Source organism: Desulforhopalus glucosivorans, from assembly GCF_054397165.1.
In genome coordinates this window covers 4,233,435-4,260,290 of the sequence record NZ_AP044854.1, presented here as the reverse complement: position 1 = coordinate 4,260,290, position 26,856 = coordinate 4,233,435, and the positions used below count along the sequence as shown (strand labels likewise).

The window sequence follows — 26,856 nt, the reverse complement described above, 5'->3', positions numbered from 1 at the left end:
TTATCTCCTTACCAGGCTGTGCCGAGGATCATATGAGGCAACAGTAGTGAAATTTTCGGAAAGAAGACGACCAAGGCGAGTACCGGTATCCAGCAAAGTACGATAAACCAGAGGCAGGGCTTCATCATTTCATCGATTGGGGCAGAACCGAGTCGACCAGATAGATAGAGAACCGGGGCTGCAGGTGGAGTAATACATCCAAGTCCTGTATTGACACCAATGATTGCTGCAAAATGGATGGGGCTGAATCCGAGTTGCATAACTATCGGCATGAGTATTGGGGTGGCGAGCACCACAACACTAATATCATCCATCAACATTCCCATAATGACGAGGAAGATATTGATCATGAACATGATGACCATCGGATCACTTGAAACAGCCTGGAAAATTCCAAGCAGAACTTCTGGAAGGTCTTCAAGTAGATAGAGACGGCTGAGCATGGCGACTGAATAGAGCATTACCATGATGACACCGGTGGTAATTGCCGATTCAACAAGTACCTGATAGGTCCCCTTTAGACTCAGTGCTTTGTAGACAAACATTCCAATGGGAATAGCATAGAGAACCGCCATGGCCGAGGCCTCGGTTGTGGTCATAAAGCCACCGTAGATACCACCCAAAACAATGAAGGGGAGCAGCAATGACGGCAGTGCCTGCCTTGATCTGCTTTTGAGGAGCTCTACTTTTTGGGTAGTAGATCTTTTCGCTGCTACGATTACAGTTGTGTTTTTTCGTAAGAGCCACCTGTTGACCACACATAAAAGAAAAATGACCATAAAACCCGGTACTACGGTTGCGAGAAAACAGGCAAGCACAGGTTGGCCTGTAATCCAGGCAAAGATAATGAGTGTGGCGTTTGGTGGGATGAGAAGGCCGAGAAGGGACGCGTTGGCCAAGAGTGCGGCGGCAAGTCCTCTCGGGTATCCTTCAGATTTAAATCTTGGAAAGGTGATAGTACCTACACAGGATAATGTGGCACAGGCAGCACCACAAATGGATCCAACAATAGCACAGGAGATGGTTGCTACGATGCCAAGACCACCTTTGAGGTCGCCGACAAAGACATCGACAAAATCGATGAGTTTCTCACCAATTTTTCCCCGTTCCATAATACCACCTGCGGCGATAAAAAGTGCAATGGCGATGAGGGGAACGGAATCCATCTGTTTGTATCCGTAAGGTAGAAGTTGGCTTGCAGGGTAGCCAGCGCCATCAGCACCACCAAAAAAGACAAGCCAGGCGCCAGAGGCCATAAAGCTGATTGGAACCGGTACACCGACTATGAGACATAAAACGAGGATGAGAAGAGCAATGTAAATCATTTATATTGCCTCCCTGTAATGAGTGTGACGGTGCTCATGAAAAGGTCCCTTGCGAAATAGTAGGTCATGAAGATCAAGCCAAGAAAAACGGAAAGGTAGCCTATCCATAAGCTGATTCTCCATACACTTGTTTTTGGAATAGCAATTCCTGTCCCTAAGGGGCCTGCGTAGCCAAACATGAAAAACTCATACCCATACCAGGTGAAGAGCAGGCAAACACCTACGGTAATAAGATCTTTTACGAAAACGAGGAAGTCTTTGAGCTTGCCATTAGGGACATAGGCCTGGACGAGATCCGCAGAAACGTGGGTGCGATTATAAGCCCCGATTGCTGCAGCTGAGAAATAGAGCCAAAAGGCAAAGATCTTTACCCACTCCTCATAGCCTGTAAGATCTCCATTGAGGATGTAACGGAAAAAAGCAGCGGCACATATAATTACAGTCAGTAAAATTGTGGTACTGAAGCTGATAATGGAGAAGCCGTTTATGACAATTTTATCGAAAAAATTCTTAGGGGTATCTGCAGTGAGTACGCCCGGAGGCAATGTGTCGCATTTGAAAGAGGGAAATTTTTTTTCATTTTTGTTACCTGGCACAACGGACCTCCTTGAAAAGCTCTAAATCCGGAGAAGAGGAGCCTTCTCCGGATCTGTTTTCTAGTGAAAAGAAAATCGTGTTAAAGCAGTAAGAATCATTGAGGACCAAGTTCTTTTCTGAATTCGTCCATAAGCTCTTTAGTCATATTCTTTTCAAGTTTTGGCCAGGTGCTGGCACATGCTTTCATGAGAGGAGCGAGTTGCTCCTTGGTGTAGGTGAAAACCTCAATTCCTTTGTCTTTCATGAGCTGCATATGATGCTCATCAAGTGCCTTGGCATTGTTGATGCTGTCGATGGTAGCTTTGGCAAGGATGTCTTCTATAATTTTCTGGTCAGCCGGTTTGATTTTAGCCCAGCTTTGGCCACTAATCATAAAGTTGAGGACTTCAACGGAATAGTTGGTCATGTACCAATACTTGATAACATCACCCAGGGTAGAATATGCTGAGGCAACGGGGTATCCATTAACACCATCAGCTACGCCGGTCTGAATCGCCTGATAGACATCTGCGTATGGAATACCAACAGAGTTATATCCCATTGCTTCTGCGGCAAGTTTGTATACATCCATACCAGGAACACGAACAAGAACACCCTTGTTTACTTCTGGGTTGAGAGGCTCTTTAGCGGGTTTAGTGGTACCGGTACCGATCATGCCTTCGACGAAGAAACCAAGGAGCTTAACGCCAAGTCTCTCGTTGAACTCGTTCATTTTGCCAAACATCCAGCCATCTTGAGCAAATACTGTCTTCAGGTCTTCATAGTCACCTGCGAAGCCGTTTATATAAATCAGCTCCATTCTTGCGTCGAATTGGCTTGGTACAGAGATACAGGACATATCAATGGTTCCACGAATCTGTTCTTCATAGACCAGGCTGTAATCGCCAAGCTGACTTGCAGGATAAACTTTGACTTCGATGCGGCCGTCTGTTTTCTCTGCAATCTGTTTCGCAACGTCGTTCATTAGTTGAGTTGCAGGATGATCGGCTGCGCTTTGACCGGCAAATTTGAGAACCATTTCAGGTGCCGCCATTGCGGTAAGGCTGCCCACTGAAAGAAGCAAACTTAATGAAGTAGATACGATGATAGATTTGAATTTAAAAGACATTCTGAATTCTCCGTGAAAATTGACATTTATGTGGCCTTCTGATCAGTACTGAATACTCGTTTCGCTTTTCCCCCTCTGGTAATGATTAATTCCAAAATACTACAGGCGAGCCGTGTGCTGTGGAGCCTGTATTTTTAACTGTTGATCGGTTCATAGCAACATTGGTGCCATCATTTTTCTTACTTCGAAGTAAGAAGGGAGATGTCGGCAGATACTTAGGGTGTTGAACGGTGTAATGGTCTGATATCAAATGTTATTTTGTGAATTTTTCGGGGTGTTTCTTCGCAGCTGTGACGGTGCAAGGTAGACTTTTAATGTGCAATATTGACATTGTTGACTGTGACAGACCGTGGTCAAAGGGAGGGAAAGGAGGCAGAATAGAGATATTTATTCAATTCTGAATAAACAAGGGGGCGAATTGAGTTCCTCTGAGAATTTACTCAGTGCCAACTGTTTGATAGAAAGTTGGGTTGTATTACTTTTTTGTTAACTTTTTCCTTTTTTTGGTGGGGTGGGAGGAATTTGGTTCACCTCTTGTAAAGGCAATACCAAATTAATTCAAATATGAATAACTAATTCAAAGTAGAATAGTTTGTTGAAGTAAGGATGAAAAAATAGTGATTTACGTCTGTGTGTTGCAGGGTTGTCCACACCGGTCAGGATGCCCTGTACAGAACGTAACAATATGATGATACACGAGACCATCAAAGCCATTTGCAAAAGGCTCATTAGTTGTTAATTTCCAGCCAGCACCTCTCTGACCTTGACAGCCATTTCCATTTTGGAAAACGGCTTTGGCAAGAAACATACGCCGTCATTTAACACACCCAGGTGGGCAATAACGTTAGCCGTGTATCCAGACATGAAAAGAACTTTGAGGTTTGGATAAAACATTTGCAGTTGTTCGGATAATTCGCGACCATTCATTTCTGGCATAATCACGTCTGTTATTAAAAGTTTGATTTCGTGAGAGTGTTCTTCTGCCAAATTGATAGCCTCGTTGGGGCTGGTTGCAGCCAGCACAGTATATCCCAGATCTCCCAGTATCCTTTTGCCGAGTGTCAAAATGGAGCCCTCGTCTTCAACGAGCAATATTGTCTCACCGCAGCTTAACGGAATTTCAGAAACTTCTTCATGGATTACGACATCAGCCTGACCTGAATGTTGAGGAAAATAGATCTTTATGGTTGTCCCATTGCCCTGTTCGCTGTAGACGTTAATAAACCCGTTGTTCTGTTTGACAATGCCATAAACTGTTGCTAACCCCAACCCGGTCCCCTTGCCCAACCCTTTAGTGGTAAAAAACGGTTCAAATATTTTTTCCAGAATCTCAGGCGCGATTCCACAACCATTATCACTTACAGCCAGTAATACATACTCCCCAGGCAAAAAACCTTGATGCTCAGCGCAGTAGTCTTTATCAAATTTGATATTTTTTGTTTCAACGGTCAGCTTGCCGACATCTGCGATAGCGTCTCGAGCGTTGACACAGAGATTTACCATAATCTGATCGACCTGGGAGGGATCAATTTTAATAGGCCACACATCATCTCCAGGCAGCCAACCAAGATCGATATCCTCACCTATCAACCGCCTGAGCATCTTGAGCATACTTCCTATGGTATCATTCAGATCGAGAGTCTTGGGAGCTATGGTTTGTTGGCGGGAAAAAGCAAGGAGTTGCCGGGTAATGTCCGTCGAACGATTTGCGGCGGTAAGAATCTCTATGAGATCCTCATGTAAAGGGTCATCATATTCAACTTTTTCCAAAGCCAGTTCTGAATAACCGATGATGATACTTGAAATATTGTTGTAGTCATGGGCAACTCCACCGGCCAATCTACCTACGGACTCCATTTTTTGGGCTTGAATTAACTGATTTTGCAGTTTTTCCCGATCCTGTTCGGCCTGTTTACGTTTTGTGATGTCTCTAAGGGTGCCACACATCCTCAATGGCTTTCCCAGTGCGTCCCAGCTGACAATCTTCGCCTGATCAAGTATCCATATATCCTGCCCATCCTTTGTACGCATACGATATTCCATTTCATGGGCTGACAATCGTCCTTCCAGGTGGTCATTAATAGACTCCCACGCGAGAGTTTGATCATCAGGATGTAACAGATTGGTCCACTGTGTCATAGAAGATTCAATCTCTTCCGGACTGTATCCAAGCATCTCGGCCCAACGAGGATTTCGAATTACTTCACCTGTTTCAATGTCCCAGTCCCAGGAACCTAATTGGCTGCCATCAAGCACAAGTTGTAAGCGTGTTTCGCTGTCACGCAAGCTTTCGCCTGACTCACGCAGCTGTTTGGCCATCGTGTTGAAGCGCTTGGCCAACCGCCCTAATTCGTCGCCGGACTCTACAGCGCACTCTGCATCCAAGTCACCAGAAGCAATTCGAACAACCATGGCCTCCAGGCGATTGACGGGCACGCTGACCATGCGTCTGAGAAGCATAAAGGTTGCGATATACAGTACGACCAGGGTTACGGCCACCAGTACCCATACGGCGCGGTGTGCTTTCGTGATAGCCTGCTCTACAAGCTCTCTTGTCAGCACGACACGGACCTCGCCAATTTTCTGCGATCCGGTCTCGGCAGTGACGAAGTTGATATCCTGTTGGCGCACGACCGGGTCAACCAGCGACCCCGCTGGTTTGGTGACCTCGCGCAGCTTGCCGTAGCCAACGGCTGTGACGCTGAATTGCACAACCTCGGGATCAGATGCCAAAGAAGCAAGCTGTTTATCGATCGCAGTAAGGTCGACGTTCCAGAGTGAGTAGGCCACCGAGTGGCTGGCAAGATCGATCAAGCGATCCGCACGCCCTTCCAGCTCAATAAAACGAGTTTCGCGCTCGCGTTCGAGTAGCACAGAAGCCACACAAACCACTGCCAGAGTGACAAGTATCGCCAGCATCAGCATTAGCTTGGTGTGAAGGCTGGTCAGGCTCAGTCGACTTGACAAGGGCATGCTATTTCTTGTGCATCAGCGGCGCCAAGGAAAACTTGTATAAGCCGGGAGAGGGGTGAAGGTACTTCGAAAAAACACTAAAGTCCATTGCGTCGGTTTGGTCGTACACTGCCTCATAGTAACGCGAAGCGTTGTCTGGTTTAATTACGTAGAGGTAGTCAAGCTTTTGTCTTGCTCCGCCGTGTGCGGCAAAGTCGACACCGTGGTGATAATCGTACAGCAGGACCATAGCCCAGGCACCAATGAAAAAATGACTTCCCAGGCTAACCGCCATACCTTGCTCGGCCATGCTTGGTACGGCTTGTGGTGCGGCAGCGGTGCTACCAACCAATATTTTTGTATTACGGGCCTTCACCGCACGCAGTGCACCAAGTGACATCGAGTAATTAGCGGCCCAGACAATGTTGGTCTGAGGATAGCGGGTAAGCAGGACATCAATTTTGCTCTCTGCGTCGGTGGCGCCCCAATTGCCATACGCCAATTGAAGTTGCTGGCCTCGTCCGGTATGGGCTATGTAATTGCTGACACCCTGTGCGCGCTCCTTTGATACCGTCGTACCGCGGGCACCGGTAATGCCTAGCACTTGTGGCTCGGGGGTGCCGAGTTGACGATACAACTCTTCCATCATGCGGAAAGTGCTACGCTCCTCATCGGTCTTTGCGGTACCTATCCAATTGGTCATCTGTTCGCGCTCGTTCCCGATGGTACGCCGTTGCTCTACGGTCAGGTCGTTGTGGATCAGCAGAACTTTGGTATGGGTGCCAGCGAACATTTGCAGCATCTTTGGTGCGGCCTGCTTCTCGTTGACTAACACGACATAGTTAGGTAGATCAGTGCGCTGGGCAACGCTTTCCGCCTGCCGCAGCATCAGTAAGTGGTCACGCTCGGCGTACAACACCTCAAGCTGCATTCCGAAGGTCTTTGCAGCGATGCCCATTAACCGAGCAGTCATCGGCCAAAACATCCCCTTGCCACGATCGACAGGTTCGCCGGGATTGAGGAAAACAACGCTTGGGTTGGGCGACGGATTCGGCGCTGTTGTAGCCAGACACAGTGTGGTGTTCAGCGCTACTAACAAGGTGAAAACAATCGTTCGAAACGACGTGGCAAAAATCATATTTTTGACCTTTAGTGGCGAATTGAAAGAGGTAGATAAACCCTGAATGATTTAAATTATCGCAAATACGGTGGAAAATGTCAATTATCCCCAGGCACCCTTGTATTCAGATTGTTTACTTATTTCAAACAATACCATTCTTACAGTCAGGGCTTAATCACTGGTAAATTTTCCAATACGGTTTCGGAGATAGTTGGCTCCTTGGACGACACCGCAGCACTCCAGCCCTACAACCTGGCAAACGTTCTGGTTTCGGACACGCTATATCAACCGCAATGATACACTGTCATTCAATGGTATATTTTTTGAAACGACGGGCGATTGTTGGTTGGCTGACCCCTAATGCGGAAGCCACAGCCGCCTGGTTTTTATAACGTTTAAACGCCTGACTCATCACTTTTTGCTCTACATTTTCAAGAATTTGCTTCAGTGACATGCCTTCTGGCAGTTCTGTTTCAAGCACAGATGGTGACGAGTTGTGTTGTCGAACATCTTTTGGAAGGTCAATTAGATCTACGACTTCTGTCTCAGACATTACGGCTGCGTGTTCACAAATATTCATAAGTTCGCGAACATTTCCAGGGTATGGGTAGGTCAGGAGTACATCAAGGGCTGACCTGGAAATTCGTTTGCTGGTCTTTGAAATATTGGCGAAATGATCAATATAGTAGGTGATAAGTGGCAGGATACACTCTTTGCGGTCGCGCAGAGGTGGAACACGTAAAGGGATAACGCTAAGGCGATAATACAAATCCTGGCGAAATGATCCCTCGGCAACCATGTCATGAAGATTACGGTTGGTGGCGACCAGGATACGTGCGTCGATGGTTCGAACTTTTGAGCCACCAACCCGTGTGAGCCGACCTTTTTCGAGAAACCGCAGGAGTTTTACCTGGGCGGATAAAGGTAGTTCTCCAATTTCGTCAAGGAAGAGGCTGCCGCCATCGGCAAGCTCGAGGGATCCGGCTTTGCCGCCGATTTTCGCTCCGGTAAATGCCCCCTCTTCATAGCCAAAGAGCTCTGACTCGATAAGCGATTCAGGTATGGCGCCACAGTTAATTCGAATAAGAGGTTTTTCAGCGCGGCTTGAATTGTTGTGTATCAGGTTAGTGATGAGGCCTTTACCTACTCCCGATTCTCCAGTTATCAGGACCGTGGAATTGGCAGGACTAACCTTTATTGCTTTTTCCATCACCTTGATCATGGACGGGCTTCTGGCAATAACCTTATTTGATTTGAGTTCAGCGAGTTGCATTTCCAACAACTGATATTGTAAACGGTCTGCGAGCGACCCTTGTTCCTCAAGCTCACGGTGTAAGGTGTCAATTTCTGTAATATCACGTTCGCTTACAACCACACTAATAAGGACACCATTATTGTCAAAAACTGGAGTCGCAATGGATATGAGTTTACGGTTATCTTTCTCCTGTAAAAGACTTGTGGTTGCTCTCCGATCGATGGCGAGGAGTGTTGCGGATTGATCGATGAATCCTTCCTCAACCAGATTAACCATATTTTTGCCTATCAACTCCTTAGCTTTTACTTTGTGGATACGTTCAGATGCAGGATTGACACGGATAACATTTGCCTGGGCGTCGCAGACAAAAAGGCCGTCGGAAGAAGAATCAATTATGGCTTCAAGTTCTCTGGTCATATGCTGAAAGAAGCGCATTTGACGGGCAACTTTTTCAACTTCGGTACTTTCCTCTAACTGGCAAATTGCTCCCACAACCTTGTCTTCCGCGAGTATTGGGCTGACAATAACTCTGTACTCTGACGAACGCACAAACATTGATTTTACAGTGTGTCGCTGACCATCGACAAATGTTTTTTCAACAAATTGGCTCAGTTCAGGTATCGCCTCACTCAAATCCATAGTCTTTATGGGCCCAAATTTTTCATTGGCACTGGTGTTACTCATGAAAATGGTGCCTTTGCGGTCTATGGCAAATAAGCAGTTTCTTGAAACGTTGATAATCCCCTGGCTCAATATCTGCCAATGGGGAGGAGGGTTGTTGATCAACTCATCAATACTTGAAGATATGTTGCTGTTTGTCATGGTGTCCAGCCTGTATATGCGAAATATGCGGGGAAGTAGGAATGTTTAATTAGATTATACAATTTTGAATTTCTATTCACATTAGAATAATTAAATTCAGGCTCCGCCTATCAGTCAATCTTAGTGTATGGTCCGTCTACCAAGAGATGTATGCAACGTGGTTATGGCAACATTAGATGAAAATGGTGGGGGGAGAGGTAGAAAAAATTTGGACAGGACAAATATACGCGCCCATGGTAAAAGCTATATCCTGAATTAAAGCAGAAGTGATGTCCACAGATTCGAAGAAAAGAGGTCAGGTCGGAAACGTACAGGAATCTCAATCTAGTCATGGGGCTTATGAACGTACCCATAGTGTGACAGAGCAGAAGCTCAACAATAAAAAAAATTATAAAATTATCAAGATGAACTTTATCGAAGAATTGACATGGCGCGGCATGATACATGACATCATGCCAGGGACAGAAGAGCAGTTAAAAAAAGAAATGACTGCCGCATACGTTGGTATTGATCCGACTGCAGATTCACTTCATATTGGTCACTTGGTCAGTGTGATGATGCTTAAGCATTTCCAGCTTGCAGGGCATAAGCCACTTGCTCTGGTTGGTGGAGCCACAGGCATGATCGGGGATCCTTCTGGTAAGTCCGCAGAGCGTAACCTTCTCGATGAAGAGACCCTGCGTCATAATGAAGAGTGCCTGAAGAAACAGCTGGAAAAATTTCTGGATTTTGAATCGGATGCCCCAAATGCGGCTGAGCTTGTGAACAACTATGACTGGATGAAAGACTTCGGCTTTCTAGAATTTATTCGGGATATTGGTAAGCATATAACGGTCAATTATATGATGGCCAAAGACAGTGTAAAAAAACGTCTGGGTGAAGAGTCCAAGATGGGGCTGTCTTTCACCGAATTTACCTATCAGTTGGTTCAGGGAACAGATTTCTTACATCTCTACCGGGAAAAGAACTGTAAACTGCAGATGGGTGGTTCTGATCAGTGGGGAAATATCACCACCGGAACAGAGCTTATTCGCAGAAAAGAAAGTGGAGAAGCTTTTGCTCTTACCTGTCCACTGATTACAAAAGCTGACGGCGGCAAGTTCGGTAAAACAGAGAGCGGTAATGTCTGGCTTGATGCGAGACTGACCACTCCATATAAGTTTTTTCAGTTCTGGCTTAATGTGTCTGATGCTGACGCCGAAAAATACATCAAAATTTTTACGCTGCTCAATCAAACCGAAGTAGCAGAGCTCGTAAAAGAGCAGGAAGACGCTCCACACCTCAGACCATTGCAAAAGCGGTTGGCAAAAGAAGTGACCTGTATGGTTCATGGTGAGGACGAGTATAATATGGCTGTGGAGGCTTCTCAGATTCTTTTTGGCAAGGCAACCACCGAAAGCTTAGCTAAACTCGACAAGCAAACCTTTCTTGCTGTATTTGAAGGGGTGCCGACCTTTGAGATTGAGAGAAGTAAACTTGAGGCCGGAGTCCCCATCATAGAATTGCTCGCCGCCGAGACTGCGACCTTTCCTAATAAGAGTGAGGTTCGTCGTACTATTAAAGGCAATGGTTTGAGTCTGAATAAGGCAAAGCTTGCTGATCAGGAATACTCTGTTACCACAGCGGATCTCATCAATGAATCGTACCTGCTTGTCCAGAAAGGAAAGAAAACATATTTTATTATTGAAGCTGTTTAGTTGAGTTGAGTTCAATAGCGCGTTCTGTAAACAACGGCTCTCGGTTACTTGCCAAGGGCCGTTTGCTGTAATTCGATCATGGCGTGTGCCTGTGCAAGGTCTGCAGCATTGAGCGTGTGAACATCAGCTCCCAGTGTAGTACTCTGCATTACTGCCGGAGCGTGTAAGATTTCCTGTATAGTATACCTTGTCACCAACCTTAAAATGAGTGACTTCGTCACCCACTTCTTTAATGATGCCTGTTGCGTCCCAACAGAGCACCTGCTATTTCACGTTCCATGTTTTGGGGTGCATTTGCATCTTCAATGTGTCACCATGAGCACATTCACTCTACGATTCACTTGTGTACAGAATAACATTAATACAGGATGTAACTTTGATTTCTCCACGTAGTCAAATTATTGAATTTATAGAGAAGGGAGCGATTCCGTTAAAAAATATAGATGAGGCTCTCACCGCTCTTAACGTCATGCCGGACGGCAAAAGCTGGCGAAACTTTATTGATCATCTTTTGCTCTGGCTTGGCGGTTTAGCACTGGCCTTTGCTGTTCTGTTTTTTATTGCCTATAACTGGGCGGATATTGGACATTTTACCAAATTTGCGATGGTGGAAGGATGTATTGTTCTAGCTATTATCGCTTACTGTATACTTGATAGAGATACAGCTGCCAGTAAGGTGTCGCTACTCATAGCGACGATCTGCCTTGGCGTACTACTCGCCTTATATGGCCAGACCTATCAAACCGGGGCTGATCCATGGCAATTATTTTTCAACTGGGCGCTATTGATGCTTCCATGGGCGATAATTGGACGTTTTCCAGCGATCTGGATTGTATGGGTCGTACTCATAAATACCTCCATCATCCTGTATCAGCACACTTTCCCGGGGGCCTTATGGTTTATGCCCAATTCAGAAACCGGAGGATTGTGGCTTGCCTTTTCATTTAATACTCTTGCCCTCGTTGTCTGGGAGTTTTCTAAAAATATATGGTCTTGGTTGTCGGAACGATGGGCGATTCGCCTTCTGGCTGTTGGCAGCGGCGTTCCTGTAACTATGCTCAGTCTTGAAGTGATATTCTCCCATGGTGGCGGCCTTATATCCGGTTTTGTGTGGGTTATCTGGTTGGGGGTAATGTTGTTTGTTTATCGAAAGGTAATATCTGATCTCTTTATGCTGGCTGGTTGTTGCCTGGCCGGAATTACGGTGACGGTCTCCTTTTTGGGCAAGCATCTACTGGCAGACGGAGATGCCGGGGGATTCCTTTTTCTCGCCCTGGTGGTCATTGGCATGGGTGCGGGAGCGGCTTTGTGGCTTAAAAATGTCCACCAGGAGAATCAGCGATGACAAGACAGATTGAAAAGGTGTGGACGACGTTACTTGAGGGCGGTTTAGTTCAGGGAAGCGAACCGGAAACAGAAAGCCCGGAGGCTCCTTGGTATGTTAAGGTATTACTGGCTTTTTCCGGCTGGCTCGCAGCACTGTTCCTACTTGGTTTTCTTGCCATGGGGTTTGATATCATCTTCGAAAACAGGCCTGTAACCTTGATCATGGGCAGCATGATGATCGGAGGTGCTTTTCTCATATTACGTATTCCCAAAAATGAATTTATTGAGCATCTAGGATTGGCTGGAAGTCTTGCGGGCCAGGCTTTAGTCGTGTTTGCAATATTTGATTTTTCCAACAGAAGTGAGGAAATTGCATGGTTGCTTGTCGCTCTACTGCAAGTACCCCTGGCTGCGGTCATGCCTAGTTTTGTTCACCGTGTCTTTTCTTCTTTTGTTGGGGTATTCGCTGTTTCCATGGCTTTGATAATTATGGATTTGCCTTATATTGTCAGTGGTGCTGTCTTGTTTCTCTCCGCCCTGTGCTGGCTTAACGAATTTCGCTATCCGCAACATATGGAAAAGATACGCGCCATTGGTTATGGGGTAGTGCTGGCTTTGCTACTGCTTCAGGGGACTGCGTTGTATGGCTACAGGTCTATTGGGTGGCTGTTTGGTCGTTATCAGCCTGCTGCATTATCTTCGGTATGGATTGGTGAAATACTTATCGGGCTGGTTACGCTGTACATCGTCTGGCATGTATTGCAAAGATACAAACAGACTATTTCTGGACGTCTCTCAATCCTGGCCTTTCTGGGTGCGTTATTGTTAATTGCCGTATCACTTGAGGTCCAGGGCATTACTGTGGGTATTGTGATAATGTTCCTGGGTTTTTCGGCTTCTAATCGCGTACTCCTCGGTTTAGGTATAGTGTCACTGCTGTTTTATATTTCTTCATACTATTACCTGCTTGATGCGACCCTGCTGGACAAGTCCAAGACCTTATTAATTGTCGGTCTGACGCTACTCACTCTCCGATTGTTGATGCTGCGATTTCTACCTGCACAAAAGGGGGCGCAACATGTTTAAAAAAATCGCGTTTATTGCCCTTGCTATTGTCTTGATTCTTGTGAACTGGTCTATCTTTAACAAGGAAAAACAGTTGGCAGAAGGTAAGATTGTTTATCTCGAGCTAGCACCTGTGGACCCGCGTTCCCTGATGCAAGGTGATTACATGGCGCTGCGTTTTCGTTTAACCGATGAAGTGTATAAAGCCCTTTTAAAAGCGGAAAATGGTAGACCGCCGGCGCAAGATAAGGGGTCATCGGACGGTTCTGTGGTTATTAGCATGGACGCTCGAAACATCGGATCATTTAAGCGTCTTCACACTGATCAGCCCCTGGCTCAAAATGAGGTTCTGATGCGTTACCGAGTTCGAAACGGAACCATTAAATTTGCCACCAATGCCTATTATTTCCAGGAAGGTCATGGCAAGTACTATCAACCGGCACGGTACGGTCAGTTTCGTGTGGACGAGAAGGGAGAGTTACTGCTGGTCGCCATGTATGATAAAGATTTGGTCAAACTTGAGCCAAATGAAAAAAATGACCGGTAGTGTTTGAATGGTACAGATTAACTACAAACAGAGCAATTAGAGCGATTCAGCCACTATCTCCTGTTGAAATTATTCTTCAAAAGAGTATAACCAAAAAGAGGAGTGGTCCCTTGAAGGGACCATAGACAGTTACTTTTGCGGTAGAGGGGTTACATCATGACGGAAGGAACAGTAAAATGGTTTAACAATTCTAAAGGCTTTGGATTTATCGAACATGATGGTGGAAAAGATGTCTTTGTTCACCACTCGTCCATACAGATGGAGGGTTTCAAGTCCCTGGATGAAGGGGTGAAGGTTAGCTTTGATCTTGTGGAGAGCCAAAAAGGGCCAGCCGCGGAAAATGTAAAAAAAATATAGTAAAAGTAGGCCCCAATGGGCTTAGTTTTTTGTATGCGTCGTGGATGGTGTGAGAATATCCTCATATCTTCTTAACGGCGCATTTTTGTAACCAACCAGTGTCACCATGTATTGTTTGTATGTCATCTAAATTAAAGGATCTGCTCGCATCACAGCTCAAGCCTGAGGAGTTGGGACGAGTTGTGGGAAGTTATGATATTGTCGGAGATATCGCCATTATCATTATCCCTGAAGGCTTGCTTCACAGGCAAAAAATCATTGGTGAAGCAATTCTTGAAGATAATAAAAATGTGCAGGTTGTTGCCAGAAGAGTTGGGCATTATGGAGGTGAGTATCGCACTATTGCACTTGAGGTAATCGCAGGAGAAGAGAGAAAAGAAACTCATATCACAGAGTTTGGAGTGCGTCTCCTTGTTAATGTTGAAACGACGTATTATAGCGTCAGAAGTGGTAATGAGAGAAGGCGAATTGCATCACTGGTTGGTGCGGGAGAACGGGTTTTGGTGATGTTCTCTGGTGTTGGACCCTATCCTTTACTTATCGCAAAGCATAGTGAGGCTGAGTGTGTCATAGGAATTGAAAAGAACCCCCAGGCCCATGAATACGCCCTTAAAAATATACAACTCAATAAAAATATCAAAAATGTTCAGTTGCACATGGGTGACGTGGGCGATGTAGGCGACGATTCTGCCCTATCAGATCTAATCGATGATCGATTTGATCGTATTGTTATGCCGCTGCCGACCATGGGGTATCAGTTCTTAGACAAGGGGTTTGCAATGTTAAAGCCGGCTGGAGGCACGATCCACTACTATGAGATGGCACAAGAGGGCGCGTTTGAAACAGCTGTTTTGCGGGTTAAAGACGCCTGCAGGCAGGCTGGTCGCGTGCTGTCTCAAACGAGTGTGACACGCTGCGGTCACTGTGGGCCAAGAAGTTATAGAATATGTGTAGATGCCCAGATTGTTTGAAAAAACCAACCATTTATTTACCGCTATTGCAGTTGTAGTTTGTACTACTGTTTGTTATGTACTGTACGGGTATATTATGGCGATGCGGTGTCCTGTGGACATGGATTGATGCAAAAGGAAAGTCAGATAAGGAGTAGGTATGCACGTTTCATTTTATGGCGCAACTCGGGAAGTTACTGGATCATTTCACACTCTTACAACCGATCACGACAATATCCTCTTAGATTGTGGCTTGTTTCAGGGTAGGCGAAAAGAGGCTGAGGTTAAAAACAAAGTCTTACCAGTTGATCCACAAATTCTTACAAATATGGTTTTATCCCATGCCCATATTGATCATTCCGGTCGAATCCCCATGCTGTGCAAAAACAATTTTAGCGGAAACATCTATTCTACACGGCCCACGGCCCATGCCAGTGAGTTTTTGTTAATGGATTCAGCAAAGATTCAGGAAGGTGATGCCTCTTATCTTAACTATAAAACAGCTAAGGCCTTTCTTGGTAAGATTAAAACAGGAGGGGGCAAAAAGAGCATGACAAAGGCCCAGGCAGCTGAGATTAAATCTTTGCTGAAGTCCGGTAATCATGATCTTCGAAACGAGACAATAGGTAAACTGCTTCGTGAGGAAAATCTTGAAATAGTAGAACCACTCTACACTATGACAGAGGCGGAAGAGTCGCTTGAGGCCTTTCGCGGTGTCCCTTTTAAAGAGACTGTCACCATAGGAAAAGACCTGACATGCACATTTTATGTGGCAGGACATATTCTTGGTTCTGCCATGACAGTTTTGCAGTACAAGGCAAACGGTGAGACAAAAACAGTGCTCTATACCGGTGATTTAGGCCGATTTAATAAGCCGATTATAAAAGATCCAACTCTTGATTTCCTGGAAGAACACAGGGATATCGACTTGATGATTATGGAGAGCACCTATGGGAACAGGGTTCACGATCCTGTTGTTAACATGAAGCCGCTACTCAAAAAAGTTCTCCAGGAGACCTTTGACCGTGGTGGTTCTGTGATTATTCCAGCATTTTCCTACGGTCGAACCCAGGAACTTATATACTTCCTCCATGAGTTGTATCTGGCAGGGGATGTTCCTCCTATGCCTGTGTGGGTTGATAGTCCTCTTGCCACTAAGATAACCCATGTCTTTGGTGAACATCCGGAGACCTACGATGAAGAGACCCATGAGGCATTTCTACGAAAAGGTTTGAATCCATTTGATTTTACCCAACTGGAATTTGTTCAGAGTGTCGAGCAGTCAATGGCCCTTAACCGGGAAACCAAGTCCCATATCGTGCTTGCGGGTTCAGGGATGTGTGAGGGCGGGAGGGTCCTGCATCACCTGCGTCATAAAATCCATGACTCACGTAATACCGTTTTGATAGTGGGATACATGGGGCAGAACACCTTTGGTCGTCAGCTTCAGGAGAAAGGTGAAAAGTATGCTGCGGATGGTCGCCAGGGTGAGCCGCCAACGGTCCGCTTTTATAATAAGGACTATCCTCTCAAGGCAGAGGTCATTACCCTGGGAGGTTTTTCAGCCCATGGAGACAGGGATGAAATGACGAGGGTGGTTAAAGAATCGAATCTGAATATTAAGAAGATAGCCCTGGTTCACGGCGAAGAAGAGCAGACCCTAGCATTTGGTGATTATCTGCGAGATGAGGGGTTTGATGTCGTGGTTCCACGGCATGGACAGAGTGTAGAGGTATAACTCGGGGTTAAGTACTTCGAAGGTCTTTATGCGTTCAGAGTTTACAATGATTTTTAGAATTTTATTCATAATAACAGTAGTTAAGGATGGAATCAGGTAACGTTAATCATGCTTGAAAACGGAGGAGTAAGTATGACAATTGTAAAAAAGATCGCAGCTGCAGCTTCGGGAACTGCGCTGATCTGTTCCCTGGCCACAGTAGCCAATGCCGAAGGGGTAGATGAAACAATGCTGCTTGAGCTGAAAAAGCTGATTGAACAGCAGCAAAAACAGCTTGATACCCAGGCAGCACAGATTGCGGATCTTAAAAATCAACTGAGTGGTGGTGCTGTCGCGCAGGCACCTATGGCGGAGAAGGCTGAAGCGAAAGAACCAGCGGCTGCTGGTGAAGAAAAAGTTGTTTCTTCGAGGTTGAAAGAGGTGGATGTCAACCTCTATGGACACATCAATAAGGGTGTTCTATGGGCTGATAACGGAGATGCCAGTAAGGTAAGTTTTGTGGATAACAGTAATTCGCAATCTCGAATTGGAGTTAATGCTTCGGTATCACCTTCTGAAGACTTTAATGTAGGCGGTAAGATTGAGTATGGCATTAAGTCCAACGCCTCTGCAGACGTCAATCAAATTGATACCAATGGCGCTACTTCTGTTAACTGGAATCTGCGACATGCCGATATTTTTCTCACCTCAAAGACCTATGGTAAGGTATCCCTTGGTCAGGGAAGTACGGCCTCTGATGGCACGGCTGAGATCGATCTTTCAGGAACGACTGTTATTGCCTACTCAAGTGTTGGCGACTATGCAGGAGGACAATATCTTTATGAGTCAGATTCCGACGCTCTTTCAGAGTTACAGGTGAAAAATTTTTACTCTAATATGGATGGCTTAGGCCGTGACGATAGACTGCGTTATGATAGCCCGAGTGTGATGGGGCTTACCCTGAGTGGTTCTGCAGTTTCAGGTGATGCTTACGATGCAGCCCTTAGATACTCCAGATCCTATGGCGATACCAAGGTGGCGGCCGCAGTTGCCTGGGCAAACCCCGCTGATACCAATACAAGTGTAGATAATCAGTATGATGGTTCCATGTCCATTCTTCTTGGTAATGGTCTAAATGCGACATTTTCTGCAGGGTTACGGGAAATGAGTGATGACGACAGGGATGACGCCACTACCTGGTATGGAAAACTCGGCTACAGGGTGAACGTATGCAGCATGGGAACCACCTCCTTTGCTGTAGACTATGGTGAAAATGAAGATATCAGAAGCAACGGAGAGACTGGTAAGACCTGGGCGGTATCCGCCGTGCAGGATATCCCTTCATGGGGTACTGAATTTTATCTCGCCTTTAGAAACTATAGTCTCGATTCTGAATCCCTGTCCTATGACGATGTTAATGCGGTCATGGGTGGGGCGAGGGTAAAATTTTAGTGTCTTGCTCGAGAAAAGTAGGAAATAAAACATACTGTCTGATGGTTCTTTTTCTTGGGTGTCTACTCTGTAGCTGTAGTGGTACCGATTACACCTATGTTGATGCCAACGAAGAGAAACCGGGGCCAGGCCTTTTCTCAGGAGATGATGGCGTCTTTACTGTCATCGGAAAGGATTCAAAAGAAGTGGGCAAAGAAAAAGAGGCCGCAGAAAAAACATCTTCAGAGTAGCAGAATTTGTTGGGATAACTATTATCTGGTGGTAGCTTAAGCCGGAGACATATCTTCGGATGTGTCTCCGGTTTTTTTATGGCGGTACAATATCTATGTTGGCCGACAAACGTAGTTTGCAGGTTTACCTTAAGAGAAATTGGAGAAGTCATTGATTAAAAGGGCGTTGAGACCATTTGCTGGCAATGAGGCTGATGCTGTTGAGGGGATTGAATATGGAGTATGGCGTGATGGGACGAAACTCCGTGTTGAATATGATATATACGGTTTACTCAGCCATCTTGTGATTCCACCCTATGTTGAAGACTCGAAAGGAAAGCGTTGTGATGATTTGTGGCGTCACACGTGTCTGGAGCTTTTTGTTAAAGATGCGGACACACAGGTGGAAGGCTATCTTGAATGTAACTTCTCACCTTCGGGTGATTGGAACATATATTCCTTTGACTCGTATAGGACAGGTATGACGCAGGCATATGTTAAATCAGAACCTGTCATCGTTACCGAGAAAACAGCTAAGATCTTTTCCCTCTGCGCAGAGGTTGATCTGGACAGTTTTATTCCAGCTGCAGGTGCAATTGATGTAGGGGTGAGTTGCATTGTTGAAGGCCTGGGAGGTACGTTTGGTTACTGGGCTCTATCACATCCAGGAGAGAAACCGGATTTTCATGATCCGCGTTGTTTTTTAAAGAGTTTCTAGGGAAAAGAAAATTAAAATACGGAGGAAGAGATGGAAAAAGATACCAAAAAAGTTGCCTTGCTCGCATATAATGGCGAATTGATGTGCTTTGCCCACGTAATGCTCTATGCCCTTGATTTTAATAAAAAAGGTTATGAGGTTAAGGTGGTGCTCGAAGGTTCGGCCACAAAGCTTATTACAGAGCTTGCCAAACCGGATGCACCGTTTTCTAAGGTATATGCAGAGCTTAAAGAAAAAGGGCTACTGACCTGTATTTGTAAGGCCTGTTCTCAGAAAATGGGAACTTTTGAGGAGGCAGAAAAGCAGGACATACCAATCGTAGGCGATATGCAGGGCCATCCATCTATAGATCGTTATCTGGAAGAAGGTTACGAGATAATTTCATTTTAATTATAGATGGCGTCGTAAAAATACGATCTACTGCGTTGTAGGTATGTTGCGAAGACAAGATATACTCCATGTATAATCCTGTCTCTGCAAAAAAACACTACGCCTTGTATATCATTATTTTTTGCTCAGCTATCTGAGGCTTTGAACGATATTTTACGAGTTTATCAACATTAATTTAGCATCCATTGAGGGTACTTGTGGAACAACCAATTGAACACTTTTGGCAGCTTCGTCTGCAACAAATGAAAGAGCAGCTTGACGGTAACAATTTTGAGACCTTTATCGTTAAAGATAAAAAGGCAGCGGCACAACTTATTGAGCAGGAAATCATTCCTGCAGTAAAGCCGAAAAGTCTCTCCTATGGTGGATCTATGACTCTTAAGGCAACTGGAGTACTGGATGCAATTGCTGGAATGGATGATGTCGAAATGCTTATTCCCGATGATCCAAAGATGTCTCCAGAAGATAAGTATGAGGTGAGAAGGCAGGCCTTACTGGTGGATCTATATTTGACCGGTACTAATGCCCTTACAGAAGATGGGCATCTGGTAAATCTTGATATGATAGGTAACAGAGTTGCTGCACTTACCTTTGGTCCGAAAAAAGTTGTTGTGTTGATCGGTCGCAACAAGATAGTACCAGACCTTGAGACAGCAATGTATCGAATCAAAGACTATGCTGCCCCCACAAATGCAATGCGACTCGACTGTAAAACACCCTGCGCTAAAACCTCAGAGTGTGCCGACTGTAAGAGCCCTGGAAGAATTTGTAACCACTGGACGATCACAGAAAAATCGTTTCCAAAGCACCGTATTTCAGTCATCCTTATTGATGAGGAACTTGGGCTGTAAATGGTAGATCAAACTGAGGTTCGAAAAATTGAGCTATTGGCTCCGGCGAAGAATCTGCCCTGTGGAATTGCCGCAATAAACCATGGGGCAGATGCTGTTTATATTGGAGGGCCTGGGTTTAGTGCCAGGGCAGCTGCCGCTAATAGTGTTGAGGATATAGCACAACTTGTCCGGCATGCTCATATGTTTGGGGCAAAGGTGTATGTCGCCTTCAATACAATTTTTAATGATGAAGAGCTGACGCGCGCAGTGGCCCTTAGCCATACCTTATATGATGCAGGTGCGGACGCTCTAATCATCCAGGACACAGGCTTGTTGAAATCTGACTTGCCGCCCATTGCCCTGCACTCCTCTACCCAGATGAACAACAGGACTCCTGAACGGGTACGATTTTGGCAGGACGTTGGTTTTGACCAGGTGGTACTTGCCCGGGAGTTGAGCCTGGAGCAAATTAGGGAAATAGGCGCTACAAGCTCTGTTCCTTTAGAGTTTTTCGTCCACGGAGCCCTGTGCGTCTCCTATAGTGGCCAGTGTTATATAAGTGAGGTTATGGCCGGGCGTAGTGCTAACAGGGGAGAGTGTGCTCAGTTTTGCAGGCACAAGTTCGATCTAAAAGATAGCAAGGGAAGAGTTCTTGAAAAAGACAGTTATCTTTTGAGCCTTAAAGATCTCAATTTGTCTGGCCATATTGAGGCTTTAATTGATGCAGGAATTTCATCACTTAAAATCGAAGGTCGCCTTAAGGATGAACACTATGTAAAGAATGTGACCGCCCATTATCGCAGGATTTTGGATGGGGTTCTCGCTGGTCGTTCTGATCTTGCTCCAGCTTCTTCTGGAGTCTGTCAGTTTGACTTTACACCTGATCCTGAAAAGTCATTTAATCGTGGAAGTAGTGAATATTTTATCAGAGCAAAAAGAAACGTTGTCGGAGACCCAAGAAGTCCAAAATCAAAGGGCAAGTTGCTTGGTCGAATAACCCGTATTGACAAGAGTTTCTTTGTTGTTGATGGGGCTGAGAAGATTGTTAATGGCGATGGACTCTGCTTTTTTGATGGCAGGGGAGCTCTGGTTGGGCTTCGGGTGAATAGGGTAGATGGTACACATCTCTTTCCAAAAGATGATGTTCAGCGACTTGGGCTTCGGGTGGGAATGGAGATGTTTAGAAACGCTGACACCGCTTTTGCAAAATTGCTTGATCGAAGTGAGCAGTGCAGGACGATAGGTGTCAATGTAAGATTGAGAGAAAAAGAAGGCGGGCTTGAACTTACTGTTACAGATAGTGATGGAATAACTTCTGTTACAGAACTCAGTGTTACGGCTGAAGAAGCTAAAAATCCAGAGGCTGTGAAAAATGGAGCCATAAAACAGCTGAAAAAAAGTGGTGGTACCGTTTTTACGGTGGAAGATGTCCAGGTAGATATTGACGGGGCATCATTTTACCCAGCAGCCATATTCAACGAGATACGAAGAAATGGCTTTGCCCGTCACGCTGAGGAAAGGGTGAGTTATTTTCAGGTGAAACCAACTCAGCCGAGAAGAGATACAGGTGTTTGGCCGCTTGATACGATCAGCTATCTGGATAATGTACGTAACAGTAAGGCCTTAGAGTTTTATGCGGAGCATGGTGTAACAAAGACAGATCAAGGCCTTGTTAAGGCAGAAGACGTGCAGGATGCGGCTCTTATGACGACTAAATATTGTATCAAGGCGCAGCTTGGGCGGTGTCCGAAAGTAAAGGGAAGTCGTAAGGATATGTCGGACCCTCTTTTCTTAGCCGATAATAGAGGAGAGTATGCGCTGGAGTTTGATTGCAAAAAATGTGAGATGCTCCTGCGCCTGAAAAAAGAGTAGTTCTATTTGTCCTCCAGTCCGGAGGAAGACTCAGCGTCAGGAAAACCCGGAAGAGCAGGATGCGCCACTGAGAGCGCCTGCTGGGATGGGACTGCTTTTTCTTAGAGTATCTTCTGTTTGGTCGGGGAAAACTCTTCTGATATCAGTGGAGTTGCACTTGTTGCAGTGCACGCCGGCAAGGTCAGAGCTGAGAAGTATTCTGTCAAACACCAGGTCGCATTTTGTACAATTGAGCTTGTAGATTGACACGTGTACATTCCCCTTTGTTGCTGAAATAAAATGATTGAAAAAACACTATAGCCGATCAGTATGTAAAAGGGGTACTTCATTTTTTATTGGGGCATAAATAAGGCTGTTTTAATTTGCATCTTCCCAGATTTTTCATTCACTATAATAGAGAGTACCGATTCGAGAGTACTGATTCTGTAAAGTAAATTCCTTGTGGGGAAAAGAACAAGCATCAGTAGTATCACAGAGCGGTCGATAGAATTGCTGATAATAGCCAGGAGTGACAACAGACCCGTGGGGTCATGACCAATCAGTTTGTTGTTGTAGAAGATCTCACTGGTCAGCTCAAAGAAAAAAAATAGTCTTTTGGGCGTAAATTACCTAATTATAGCTCAGTAACAAAAAAGTCACTTGGAAACACCATTGCTTTTTTTAGCGGAAATTTTGTTATATTGTGATTTTTCGAAGATTAGATGGGAGTGGTCTACTTTGATTTTTTATTGTTAAGCAGATGTCTTCTGGCTCTTCTCGTGAAAAATATTGAGAGTAGTTTGATGGAGAATAGGTACACACATGCAGCGATGACTGAGCCAATGGCAATAGAGCCAATGAGAAGGGGGATGAGTGTTTCCTTGCCCATATGTAAGACAGCCATGAACTGTTCTTTTATATCCCAGAACTCGAGCCTCGCCATGGTCTTGCTAATATCTATGAATAGGTCGGAGACCTCAGACAAAGGTGGACCGTCAACGAATATGGATCCTAGCCAATAGTTGAATGTGTAGATTGGCGCGACCGTAATGGGGTTAGTTATCCATACGGGTATCATTGCAGCTGGTCTGTTTAAATTAAAAAAAGTTGCCACAATTACAGCCAGAATCAACTGCACTCCAACAGTTGGAGTAAATGCGATGAATGTACCGATGGCTAGACCACCTGCAATGGCATGTGGAGAGCTGCGCAACCGTATCACCCAGCGAAGTACCGGGCGTAATCGGATGAGGAGGTTGCGATTTCTTCTTCGTGTGGGCAGGTCTTGCATTTGTCGCTCTTTGCGGTGTTCTCAGTTGTTGCCGTTTTTCGGTATGGATAATGATGACTGGTATGTTAGCAATTATAGCAGGTCTTAGTTATAGAAGTAAAACCCATTAGGCCTACTGCTGAGCTTATTATATTCACTAACGCCTAAGAGTAAATCGACAGGATCGTTGATACATTATGTTTAGCCTTGGGGAAGGGGAACTCTCATCACACCGAGCTTAACTGTTTCATCTCTACCGTACTTATAGATATGCTCAAAATAATCAATCTTTTGATTTGTAACACTAATCTTATATTTATCTGTGAGAAATTCTGATAATTCTTTTGGCATAGCTGGCTCTTTATCGGCCATCCAGATAACGAGCGCCTTTGTATAGCCCTGGTTAGATGGTAAATCCTCAAACCCATAGTCTGGAATGAGAGCGGGGCTTGTGGGGAATTGGAGATGCATGTTCCCTGCAAGAAATCTCTTGTTTGAAATGATAATGCCCGAGTCAAATCCTGTAGCGCGAATATCCTCTGCCATCAGTGAGAATGGATAGCTCATCCTGGAAAATCTATCGATGTAACTTGCTCCAACGACACGAATTGAGAATGCTATGTATACGGTAGTTGCTGCAACAGCAATAACTGTAAGAAAACCCCTGCAACGGCCAGCGGTTAATTTTTCCACAGGAACCCTTGAGAAAAATAAGATAGGGACCACAAAGAGCAGAGGCTGGAGCCATCTGTCTTTTACATAGGTCACTTTAAACAGCAGTACAACCAGAAGTAAAATAATGAAGAAAAAGACAATATATCGAGCGATAAATTTCTGGTGAAATGTCCTTTCTTCCCACCACTTTGCATCGTAGCCGGAAGGGAAGAAAATAAGGTAAAATAACCATAGAGGAGTAAGAAACAGAAAGCTGTTAGCGATGAGGCTGAGACTTCCTTTGATATAGTAATTGTCGAGGGCACGCTTGAATTTTCCGGTGGCGGAAAAGACAATGTCCTGATTGTTATACATCCAGTAAAAGTAATTTCCGGCAAGTGCGACAATAACTCCAAGTGCAAGGAGCATCTTCCAGTTAAATACGACCTTTCGGCCCTCGTCAAAACTCACAAGAGTGAGAAGGATTATGATGAGAAAAAGGGCAAAATTGGCCTTGGCCATAAATCCTACACCAAGAAACAGACCCAAAAGCAGATAGTTTATACACGACTGTTTATCGATAAGTTTCAGAAATTGATACAAGGCTGCAGCCGCTGCACACACCACAAGTGTTGTATGGGTCATGTCCCTTTGTGATTCCCAGCCAATCTGGGGAATGAGCAGTAATGAACAGGTGGCAAGTATGGCTGCGGTGCTGTTTTTAAGTATGATTTTACTGCTTAAAAAGACGAAAATATAAGTGAAATAGAGCAGACTATTTTTAAGAATACTGATAGCAAAGACGTTCTCACCGAAAATGCGAAACAGATAATGTTGTAGCCAGGTATAGAGGGGAGGTTGCTCGGTGTAGCCTGCAAGAAGCCATTGACCAAGGAGTGCCTGCTCAGCCTCATCGTAATCAAGAGAGTCTGAAATGGTTACGCGCAGTAGAATATGAAGCGCAAAATAGCATGTAAGTACAAGGAGAAACTGCATGCAGTGGAGATTGTTGTTCTGGTTAGTTGCTGGCATGACTTCCTACCTTAATACTTTTTCTCTGCCGAAGGCCAAGGACAATGTTCCTACCATAGACAACAAAGCCAAAGAGTTGGCCAATGAAGAGTACAGGGTCTTTTCTAACGATGGCGTAGCTGAGGACCATGAGTGAACCGGTCATGCTGATTATCCAGAATCCAAGGGGTAGAATAGATTGTTTGCGTTTTTCGCTATAGAACCACTGATAGATAAATCGGAAGGTGAAGACTATCTGGCCGGTTATTCCCCAGATGAGGAGTGGGGTGGGGATATCACTGTTGGAGAAAACTGTCTGAAGGTTATGGGTTTCACCTTTGAGGAGCAGGGTGACCGCAAGAACAGGGAAGATATAAGCAAGGCCTCGTACAAGACGTGGAATTTTTGTCCAGAAACCAAAGTAGTGGAGGTTGCGGATATAGACCCCATAGGTGATGACCTGTCCCATAATTATTGCGAGATCATTGCGTAAAATGCCGTAGACAATCAGGAGGAAAGAGGCAAAAATACTGAGCTGCCAAAAAAGAATCGGTGAAAGTATTTTGCCGGCTCTCTCAGAAGAGATCCATTGGGTGAGCTGGCGCGCCGAAAACAGGATCTGTGCAAGAAATCCGATGGCGAATATGAGATTTTGGTTCATGAAGTTTAGTGCCTTACTCCGAAAAAAGCTGTTATTACAAACAAAAAATGATGTCAGGTAAAATTAAAAAATAAAAGTTACTTCCAAGACACTTTCCCCTGTTGCTTTCCGGGGCGAGGCCCTACTCCGTGGAGTAAGTTATGCAAAGCGGGAAAATATGAAAAATATGGTTTACCCCTTGGGTAAATTGCTACCTGTTAGCTGGGCTTGTCGATAACCCCATATCGTATATAGCGGTCACGAATCCAGCGAAAGGCAAGAGTATCGAAAAATGGTCCTATGAGACGGTTCCATAAATGGTATTTACTGGTTCCTGCATACCGCGGATAATGAGAAATGGGGAGTTGTTTAACCTGTCCACCTTCCAACTGGATAAGAGCCGGGATAAAACGATGCATTCCATGGAAGAATGGTATTTTCTTGGCAAAGTCTGTTTTCATAATTTTGAGAGGGCAGCAGGTGTCTTTGATGCCGTCGTTAATCATGAGCCGTCTGTACCCGTTTCCAAGTTTTGATGAGATTCGTTTCACCAGGCTGTCCTGGCGTTTTGCCCTGATGCCATTGACCATGTCATACTGTGGAAACCATTCAAAATATTTAAGAAAATCAGACGGATTTGTTTGTAAGTCAGCATCAATATAACCAATAAGCGATGTTGTGCAGTGATCTATTCCCGCTTTTACTGCGCTGCTTAGACCATAATTCTTGTCGAGATTGATGATGGTGTAGGGCACCGCTGTTTCACTTTTCGCCTGTATAATCTGTAGACTGTTATCTGTTGAGCCATCATTAACACAGAGAACCTGCGTTTCTATGGGGGCTACCTCAAGGAACTTATCCATTTCAGCAAAAAAGGAGGCAAGGGACTCCTCTTCATTGAAAATTGGAACTATTATAGTCAGGTCATCATTCATATCAGATTAACTCAAGGTTATATGTGGTCCTATGAGGTTTATCAAACGGCAAGTT

At 45.0% G+C, this 26,856-nt stretch carries 23 protein-coding genes and 1 pseudogene; 13 read left to right on the top strand and 11 right to left on the bottom strand.

Going from position 1 to position 26,856, the window contains the following annotated elements; genetic code table 11:
• Positions 1-8 precede the first annotated feature (8 nt).
• The 6 genes from ACX6CI_RS18265 to ACX6CI_RS18240 form a co-directional block, all read right to left on the bottom strand.
• On the bottom strand, positions 9-1,325 hold the full coding sequence (locus ACX6CI_RS18265; protein WP_458775093.1) for a TRAP transporter large permease: 1,317 nt from the start codon (positions 1,323-1,325) through the stop codon (positions 9-11).
• On the bottom strand, positions 1,322-1,921 hold the full coding sequence (locus ACX6CI_RS18260; RefSeq protein ID WP_458775092.1) for a TRAP transporter small permease: 600 nt from the start codon (positions 1,919-1,921) through the stop codon (positions 1,322-1,324). The genes ACX6CI_RS18265 and ACX6CI_RS18260 overlap by 4 nt, the downstream gene beginning before the upstream one ends.
• Before the next feature lie 95 nt (positions 1,922-2,016).
• Positions 2,017-3,030, bottom strand: a complete 1,014-nt coding sequence (dctP, locus tag ACX6CI_RS18255) for a TRAP transporter substrate-binding protein DctP (RefSeq protein WP_458775091.1) — start codon at positions 3,028-3,030, stop codon at positions 2,017-2,019.
• 735 nt (positions 3,031-3,765) lie between these two features.
• Positions 3,766-5,844 carry a PAS domain-containing protein gene (locus tag ACX6CI_RS18250; protein ID WP_458775090.1) on the bottom strand — a complete coding sequence of 693 codons (2,079 nt, stop codon included), beginning with the start codon at positions 5,842-5,844 and terminating at the stop codon, positions 3,766-3,768.
• A 160-nt stretch (positions 5,845-6,004) separates the two neighbouring features.
• On the bottom strand, positions 6,005-7,120 hold the full coding sequence (locus tag ACX6CI_RS18245) for an ABC transporter substrate-binding protein (protein WP_458775089.1): 1,116 nt from the start codon (positions 7,118-7,120) through the stop codon (positions 6,005-6,007).
• 286 nt (positions 7,121-7,406) lie between these two features.
• Positions 7,407-9,179 (bottom strand): sigma 54-interacting transcriptional regulator, encoded by a 1,773-nt coding sequence (locus tag ACX6CI_RS18240; RefSeq protein ID WP_458775087.1) that lies wholly within the window; start codon positions 9,177-9,179, stop codon positions 7,407-7,409.
• 404 nt (positions 9,180-9,583) lie between these two features.
• Here ACX6CI_RS18240 and tyrS point away from each other — a divergent pair, with 404 nt between their 5' ends.
• Positions 9,584-10,876 carry a tyrosine--tRNA ligase gene (tyrS, locus tag ACX6CI_RS18235; RefSeq protein WP_458778486.1) on the top strand — a complete coding sequence of 431 codons (1,293 nt, stop codon included), beginning with the start codon at positions 9,584-9,586 and terminating at the stop codon, positions 10,874-10,876.
• 138 nt (positions 10,877-11,014) lie between these two features.
• On the opposite strand, the pseudogene ACX6CI_RS18230 reads toward tyrS, so the two are convergent.
• Positions 11,015-11,140: pseudogene (locus ACX6CI_RS18230) on the bottom strand (alcohol dehydrogenase catalytic domain-containing protein); the annotation flags it as partial.
• A gap of 112 nt (positions 11,141-11,252) precedes the next feature.
• On the opposite strand from ACX6CI_RS18230, the gene ACX6CI_RS18225 reads away from it, so the two are divergent.
• The 12 genes from ACX6CI_RS18225 (at position 11,253) to ACX6CI_RS18170 (ending at position 22,312) form a co-directional block, all read left to right on the top strand.
• Positions 11,253-12,221, top strand: coding sequence for a DUF2157 domain-containing protein (locus ACX6CI_RS18225; protein WP_458775086.1), 969 nt, complete (start codon positions 11,253-11,255; stop codon positions 12,219-12,221).
• Positions 12,218-13,288, top strand: coding sequence for a DUF4401 domain-containing protein (locus tag ACX6CI_RS18220; protein ID WP_458775085.1), 1,071 nt, complete (start codon positions 12,218-12,220; stop codon positions 13,286-13,288). The genes ACX6CI_RS18225 and ACX6CI_RS18220 overlap by 4 nt, the downstream gene beginning before the upstream one ends.
• Positions 13,281-13,814, top strand: coding sequence for a GDYXXLXY domain-containing protein (locus ACX6CI_RS18215; protein ID WP_458775084.1), 534 nt, complete (start codon positions 13,281-13,283; stop codon positions 13,812-13,814). The genes ACX6CI_RS18220 and ACX6CI_RS18215 overlap by 8 nt, the downstream gene beginning before the upstream one ends.
• Positions 13,815-13,970: 156 nt before the next feature.
• The gene (locus ACX6CI_RS18210; protein WP_458775083.1) at positions 13,971-14,171 is read left to right on the top strand and encodes a cold-shock protein; all 201 of its coding nucleotides are present in this window, start codon (positions 13,971-13,973) and stop codon (positions 14,169-14,171) included.
• A 119-nt stretch (positions 14,172-14,290) separates the two neighbouring features.
• Positions 14,291-15,142, top strand: a complete 852-nt coding sequence (locus tag ACX6CI_RS18205) for a class I SAM-dependent methyltransferase (RefSeq protein WP_458775082.1) — start codon at positions 14,291-14,293, stop codon at positions 15,140-15,142.
• Positions 15,143-15,281: 139 nt separating this feature from the next.
• Positions 15,282-16,859 (top strand): MBL fold metallo-hydrolase RNA specificity domain-containing protein, encoded by a 1,578-nt coding sequence (locus ACX6CI_RS18200; protein WP_458775081.1) that lies wholly within the window; start codon positions 15,282-15,284, stop codon positions 16,857-16,859.
• Positions 16,860-16,991: 132 nt separating this feature from the next.
• Positions 16,992-18,290, top strand: coding sequence for a porin (locus ACX6CI_RS18195; RefSeq protein WP_458775080.1), 1,299 nt, complete (start codon positions 16,992-16,994; stop codon positions 18,288-18,290).
• Positions 18,290-18,520 carry a hypothetical protein gene (locus tag ACX6CI_RS18190; RefSeq protein ID WP_458775079.1) on the top strand — a complete coding sequence of 77 codons (231 nt, stop codon included), beginning with the start codon at positions 18,290-18,292 and terminating at the stop codon, positions 18,518-18,520. The genes ACX6CI_RS18195 and ACX6CI_RS18190 overlap by 1 nt, the downstream gene beginning before the upstream one ends.
• Positions 18,521-18,671: 151 nt before the next feature.
• Positions 18,672-19,217, top strand: coding sequence for a DOMON-like domain-containing protein (locus ACX6CI_RS18185; RefSeq protein WP_458775078.1), 546 nt, complete (start codon positions 18,672-18,674; stop codon positions 19,215-19,217).
• A gap of 30 nt (positions 19,218-19,247) precedes the next feature.
• On the top strand, positions 19,248-19,607 hold the full coding sequence (locus tag ACX6CI_RS18180; RefSeq protein WP_458775077.1) for a DsrE family protein: 360 nt from the start codon (positions 19,248-19,250) through the stop codon (positions 19,605-19,607).
• Between the two features lie 197 nt (positions 19,608-19,804).
• Entirely contained in the window at positions 19,805-20,458 is a 654-nt protein-coding gene (locus ACX6CI_RS18175; protein WP_458775076.1) for a lactate utilization protein, read from the top strand.
• Positions 20,459-22,312, top strand: a complete 1,854-nt coding sequence (locus ACX6CI_RS18170) for a peptidase U32 family protein (RefSeq protein ID WP_458775075.1) — start codon at positions 20,459-20,461, stop codon at positions 22,310-22,312. It begins immediately after the preceding gene.
• 712 nt (positions 22,313-23,024) lie between these two features.
• On the opposite strand, the gene ACX6CI_RS18165 is transcribed toward ACX6CI_RS18170, so the two are convergent.
• The 4 genes from ACX6CI_RS18165 to ACX6CI_RS18150 form a co-directional block, all read right to left on the bottom strand.
• Positions 23,025-23,582, bottom strand: coding sequence for a DUF2062 domain-containing protein (locus ACX6CI_RS18165; RefSeq protein ID WP_458775074.1), 558 nt, complete (start codon positions 23,580-23,582; stop codon positions 23,025-23,027).
• Positions 23,583-23,762: 180 nt separating this feature from the next.
• On the bottom strand, positions 23,763-25,247 hold the full coding sequence (locus ACX6CI_RS18160; protein ID WP_458775073.1) for an ArnT family glycosyltransferase: 1,485 nt from the start codon (positions 25,245-25,247) through the stop codon (positions 23,763-23,765).
• Positions 25,234-25,887, bottom strand: coding sequence for a lipid-A-disaccharide synthase N-terminal domain-containing protein (locus tag ACX6CI_RS18155; RefSeq protein WP_458775072.1), 654 nt, complete (start codon positions 25,885-25,887; stop codon positions 25,234-25,236). Before ACX6CI_RS18155 ends, ACX6CI_RS18160 begins: the two co-directional genes overlap by 14 nt.
• Positions 25,888-26,084: 197 nt before the next feature.
• Positions 26,085-26,801 carry a glycosyltransferase family 2 protein gene (locus tag ACX6CI_RS18150; RefSeq protein WP_458775071.1) on the bottom strand — a complete coding sequence of 239 codons (717 nt, stop codon included), beginning with the start codon at positions 26,799-26,801 and terminating at the stop codon, positions 26,085-26,087.
• Positions 26,802-26,856: the final 55 nt, after the last annotated feature.

Excerpts from the sequence above, each read along its gene's own strand:
- ACX6CI_RS18265 (WP_458775093.1), bottom strand. The coding sequence starts at position 1,325 with ATGATTTACATTGCTCTTCTCATCCTCGTTTTATGTCTCATAGTCGGT.
- dctP (WP_458775091.1), bottom strand. The coding sequence starts at position 3,030 with ATGTCTTTTAAATTCAAATCTATCATCGTATCTACTTCATTAAGTTTG.
- ACX6CI_RS18245 (WP_458775089.1), bottom strand. The coding sequence starts at position 7,120 with ATGATTTTTGCCACGTCGTTTCGAACGATTGTTTTCACCTTGTTAGTA.
- ACX6CI_RS18240 (WP_458775087.1), bottom strand. The coding sequence starts at position 9,179 with ATGACAAACAGCAACATATCTTCAAGTATTGATGAGTTGATCAACAAC.
- tyrS (WP_458778486.1), top strand. The coding sequence starts at position 9,584 with ATGAACTTTATCGAAGAATTGACATGGCGCGGCATGATACATGACATC.
- ACX6CI_RS18220 (WP_458775085.1), top strand. The coding sequence starts at position 12,218 with ATGACAAGACAGATTGAAAAGGTGTGGACGACGTTACTTGAGGGCGGT.
- ACX6CI_RS18215 (WP_458775084.1), top strand. The coding sequence starts at position 13,281 with ATGTTTAAAAAAATCGCGTTTATTGCCCTTGCTATTGTCTTGATTCTT.
- ACX6CI_RS18210 (WP_458775083.1), top strand. The coding sequence starts at position 13,971 with ATGACGGAAGGAACAGTAAAATGGTTTAACAATTCTAAAGGCTTTGGA.
- ACX6CI_RS18205 (WP_458775082.1), top strand. The coding sequence starts at position 14,291 with ATGTCATCTAAATTAAAGGATCTGCTCGCATCACAGCTCAAGCCTGAG.
- ACX6CI_RS18200 (WP_458775081.1), top strand. The coding sequence starts at position 15,282 with ATGCACGTTTCATTTTATGGCGCAACTCGGGAAGTTACTGGATCATTT.
- ACX6CI_RS18195 (WP_458775080.1), top strand. The coding sequence starts at position 16,992 with ATGACAATTGTAAAAAAGATCGCAGCTGCAGCTTCGGGAACTGCGCTG.
- ACX6CI_RS18180 (WP_458775077.1), top strand. The coding sequence starts at position 19,248 with ATGGAAAAAGATACCAAAAAAGTTGCCTTGCTCGCATATAATGGCGAA.
- ACX6CI_RS18170 (WP_458775075.1), top strand. The coding sequence starts at position 20,459 with ATGGTAGATCAAACTGAGGTTCGAAAAATTGAGCTATTGGCTCCGGCG.
- ACX6CI_RS18165 (WP_458775074.1), bottom strand. The coding sequence starts at position 23,582 with ATGCAAGACCTGCCCACACGAAGAAGAAATCGCAACCTCCTCATCCGA.
- ACX6CI_RS18160 (WP_458775073.1), bottom strand. The coding sequence starts at position 25,247 with ATGCCAGCAACTAACCAGAACAACAATCTCCACTGCATGCAGTTTCTC.
- ACX6CI_RS18155 (WP_458775072.1), bottom strand. The coding sequence starts at position 25,887 with ATGAACCAAAATCTCATATTCGCCATCGGATTTCTTGCACAGATCCTG.
- ACX6CI_RS18150 (WP_458775071.1), bottom strand. The coding sequence starts at position 26,801 with ATGAATGATGACCTGACTATAATAGTTCCAATTTTCAATGAAGAGGAG.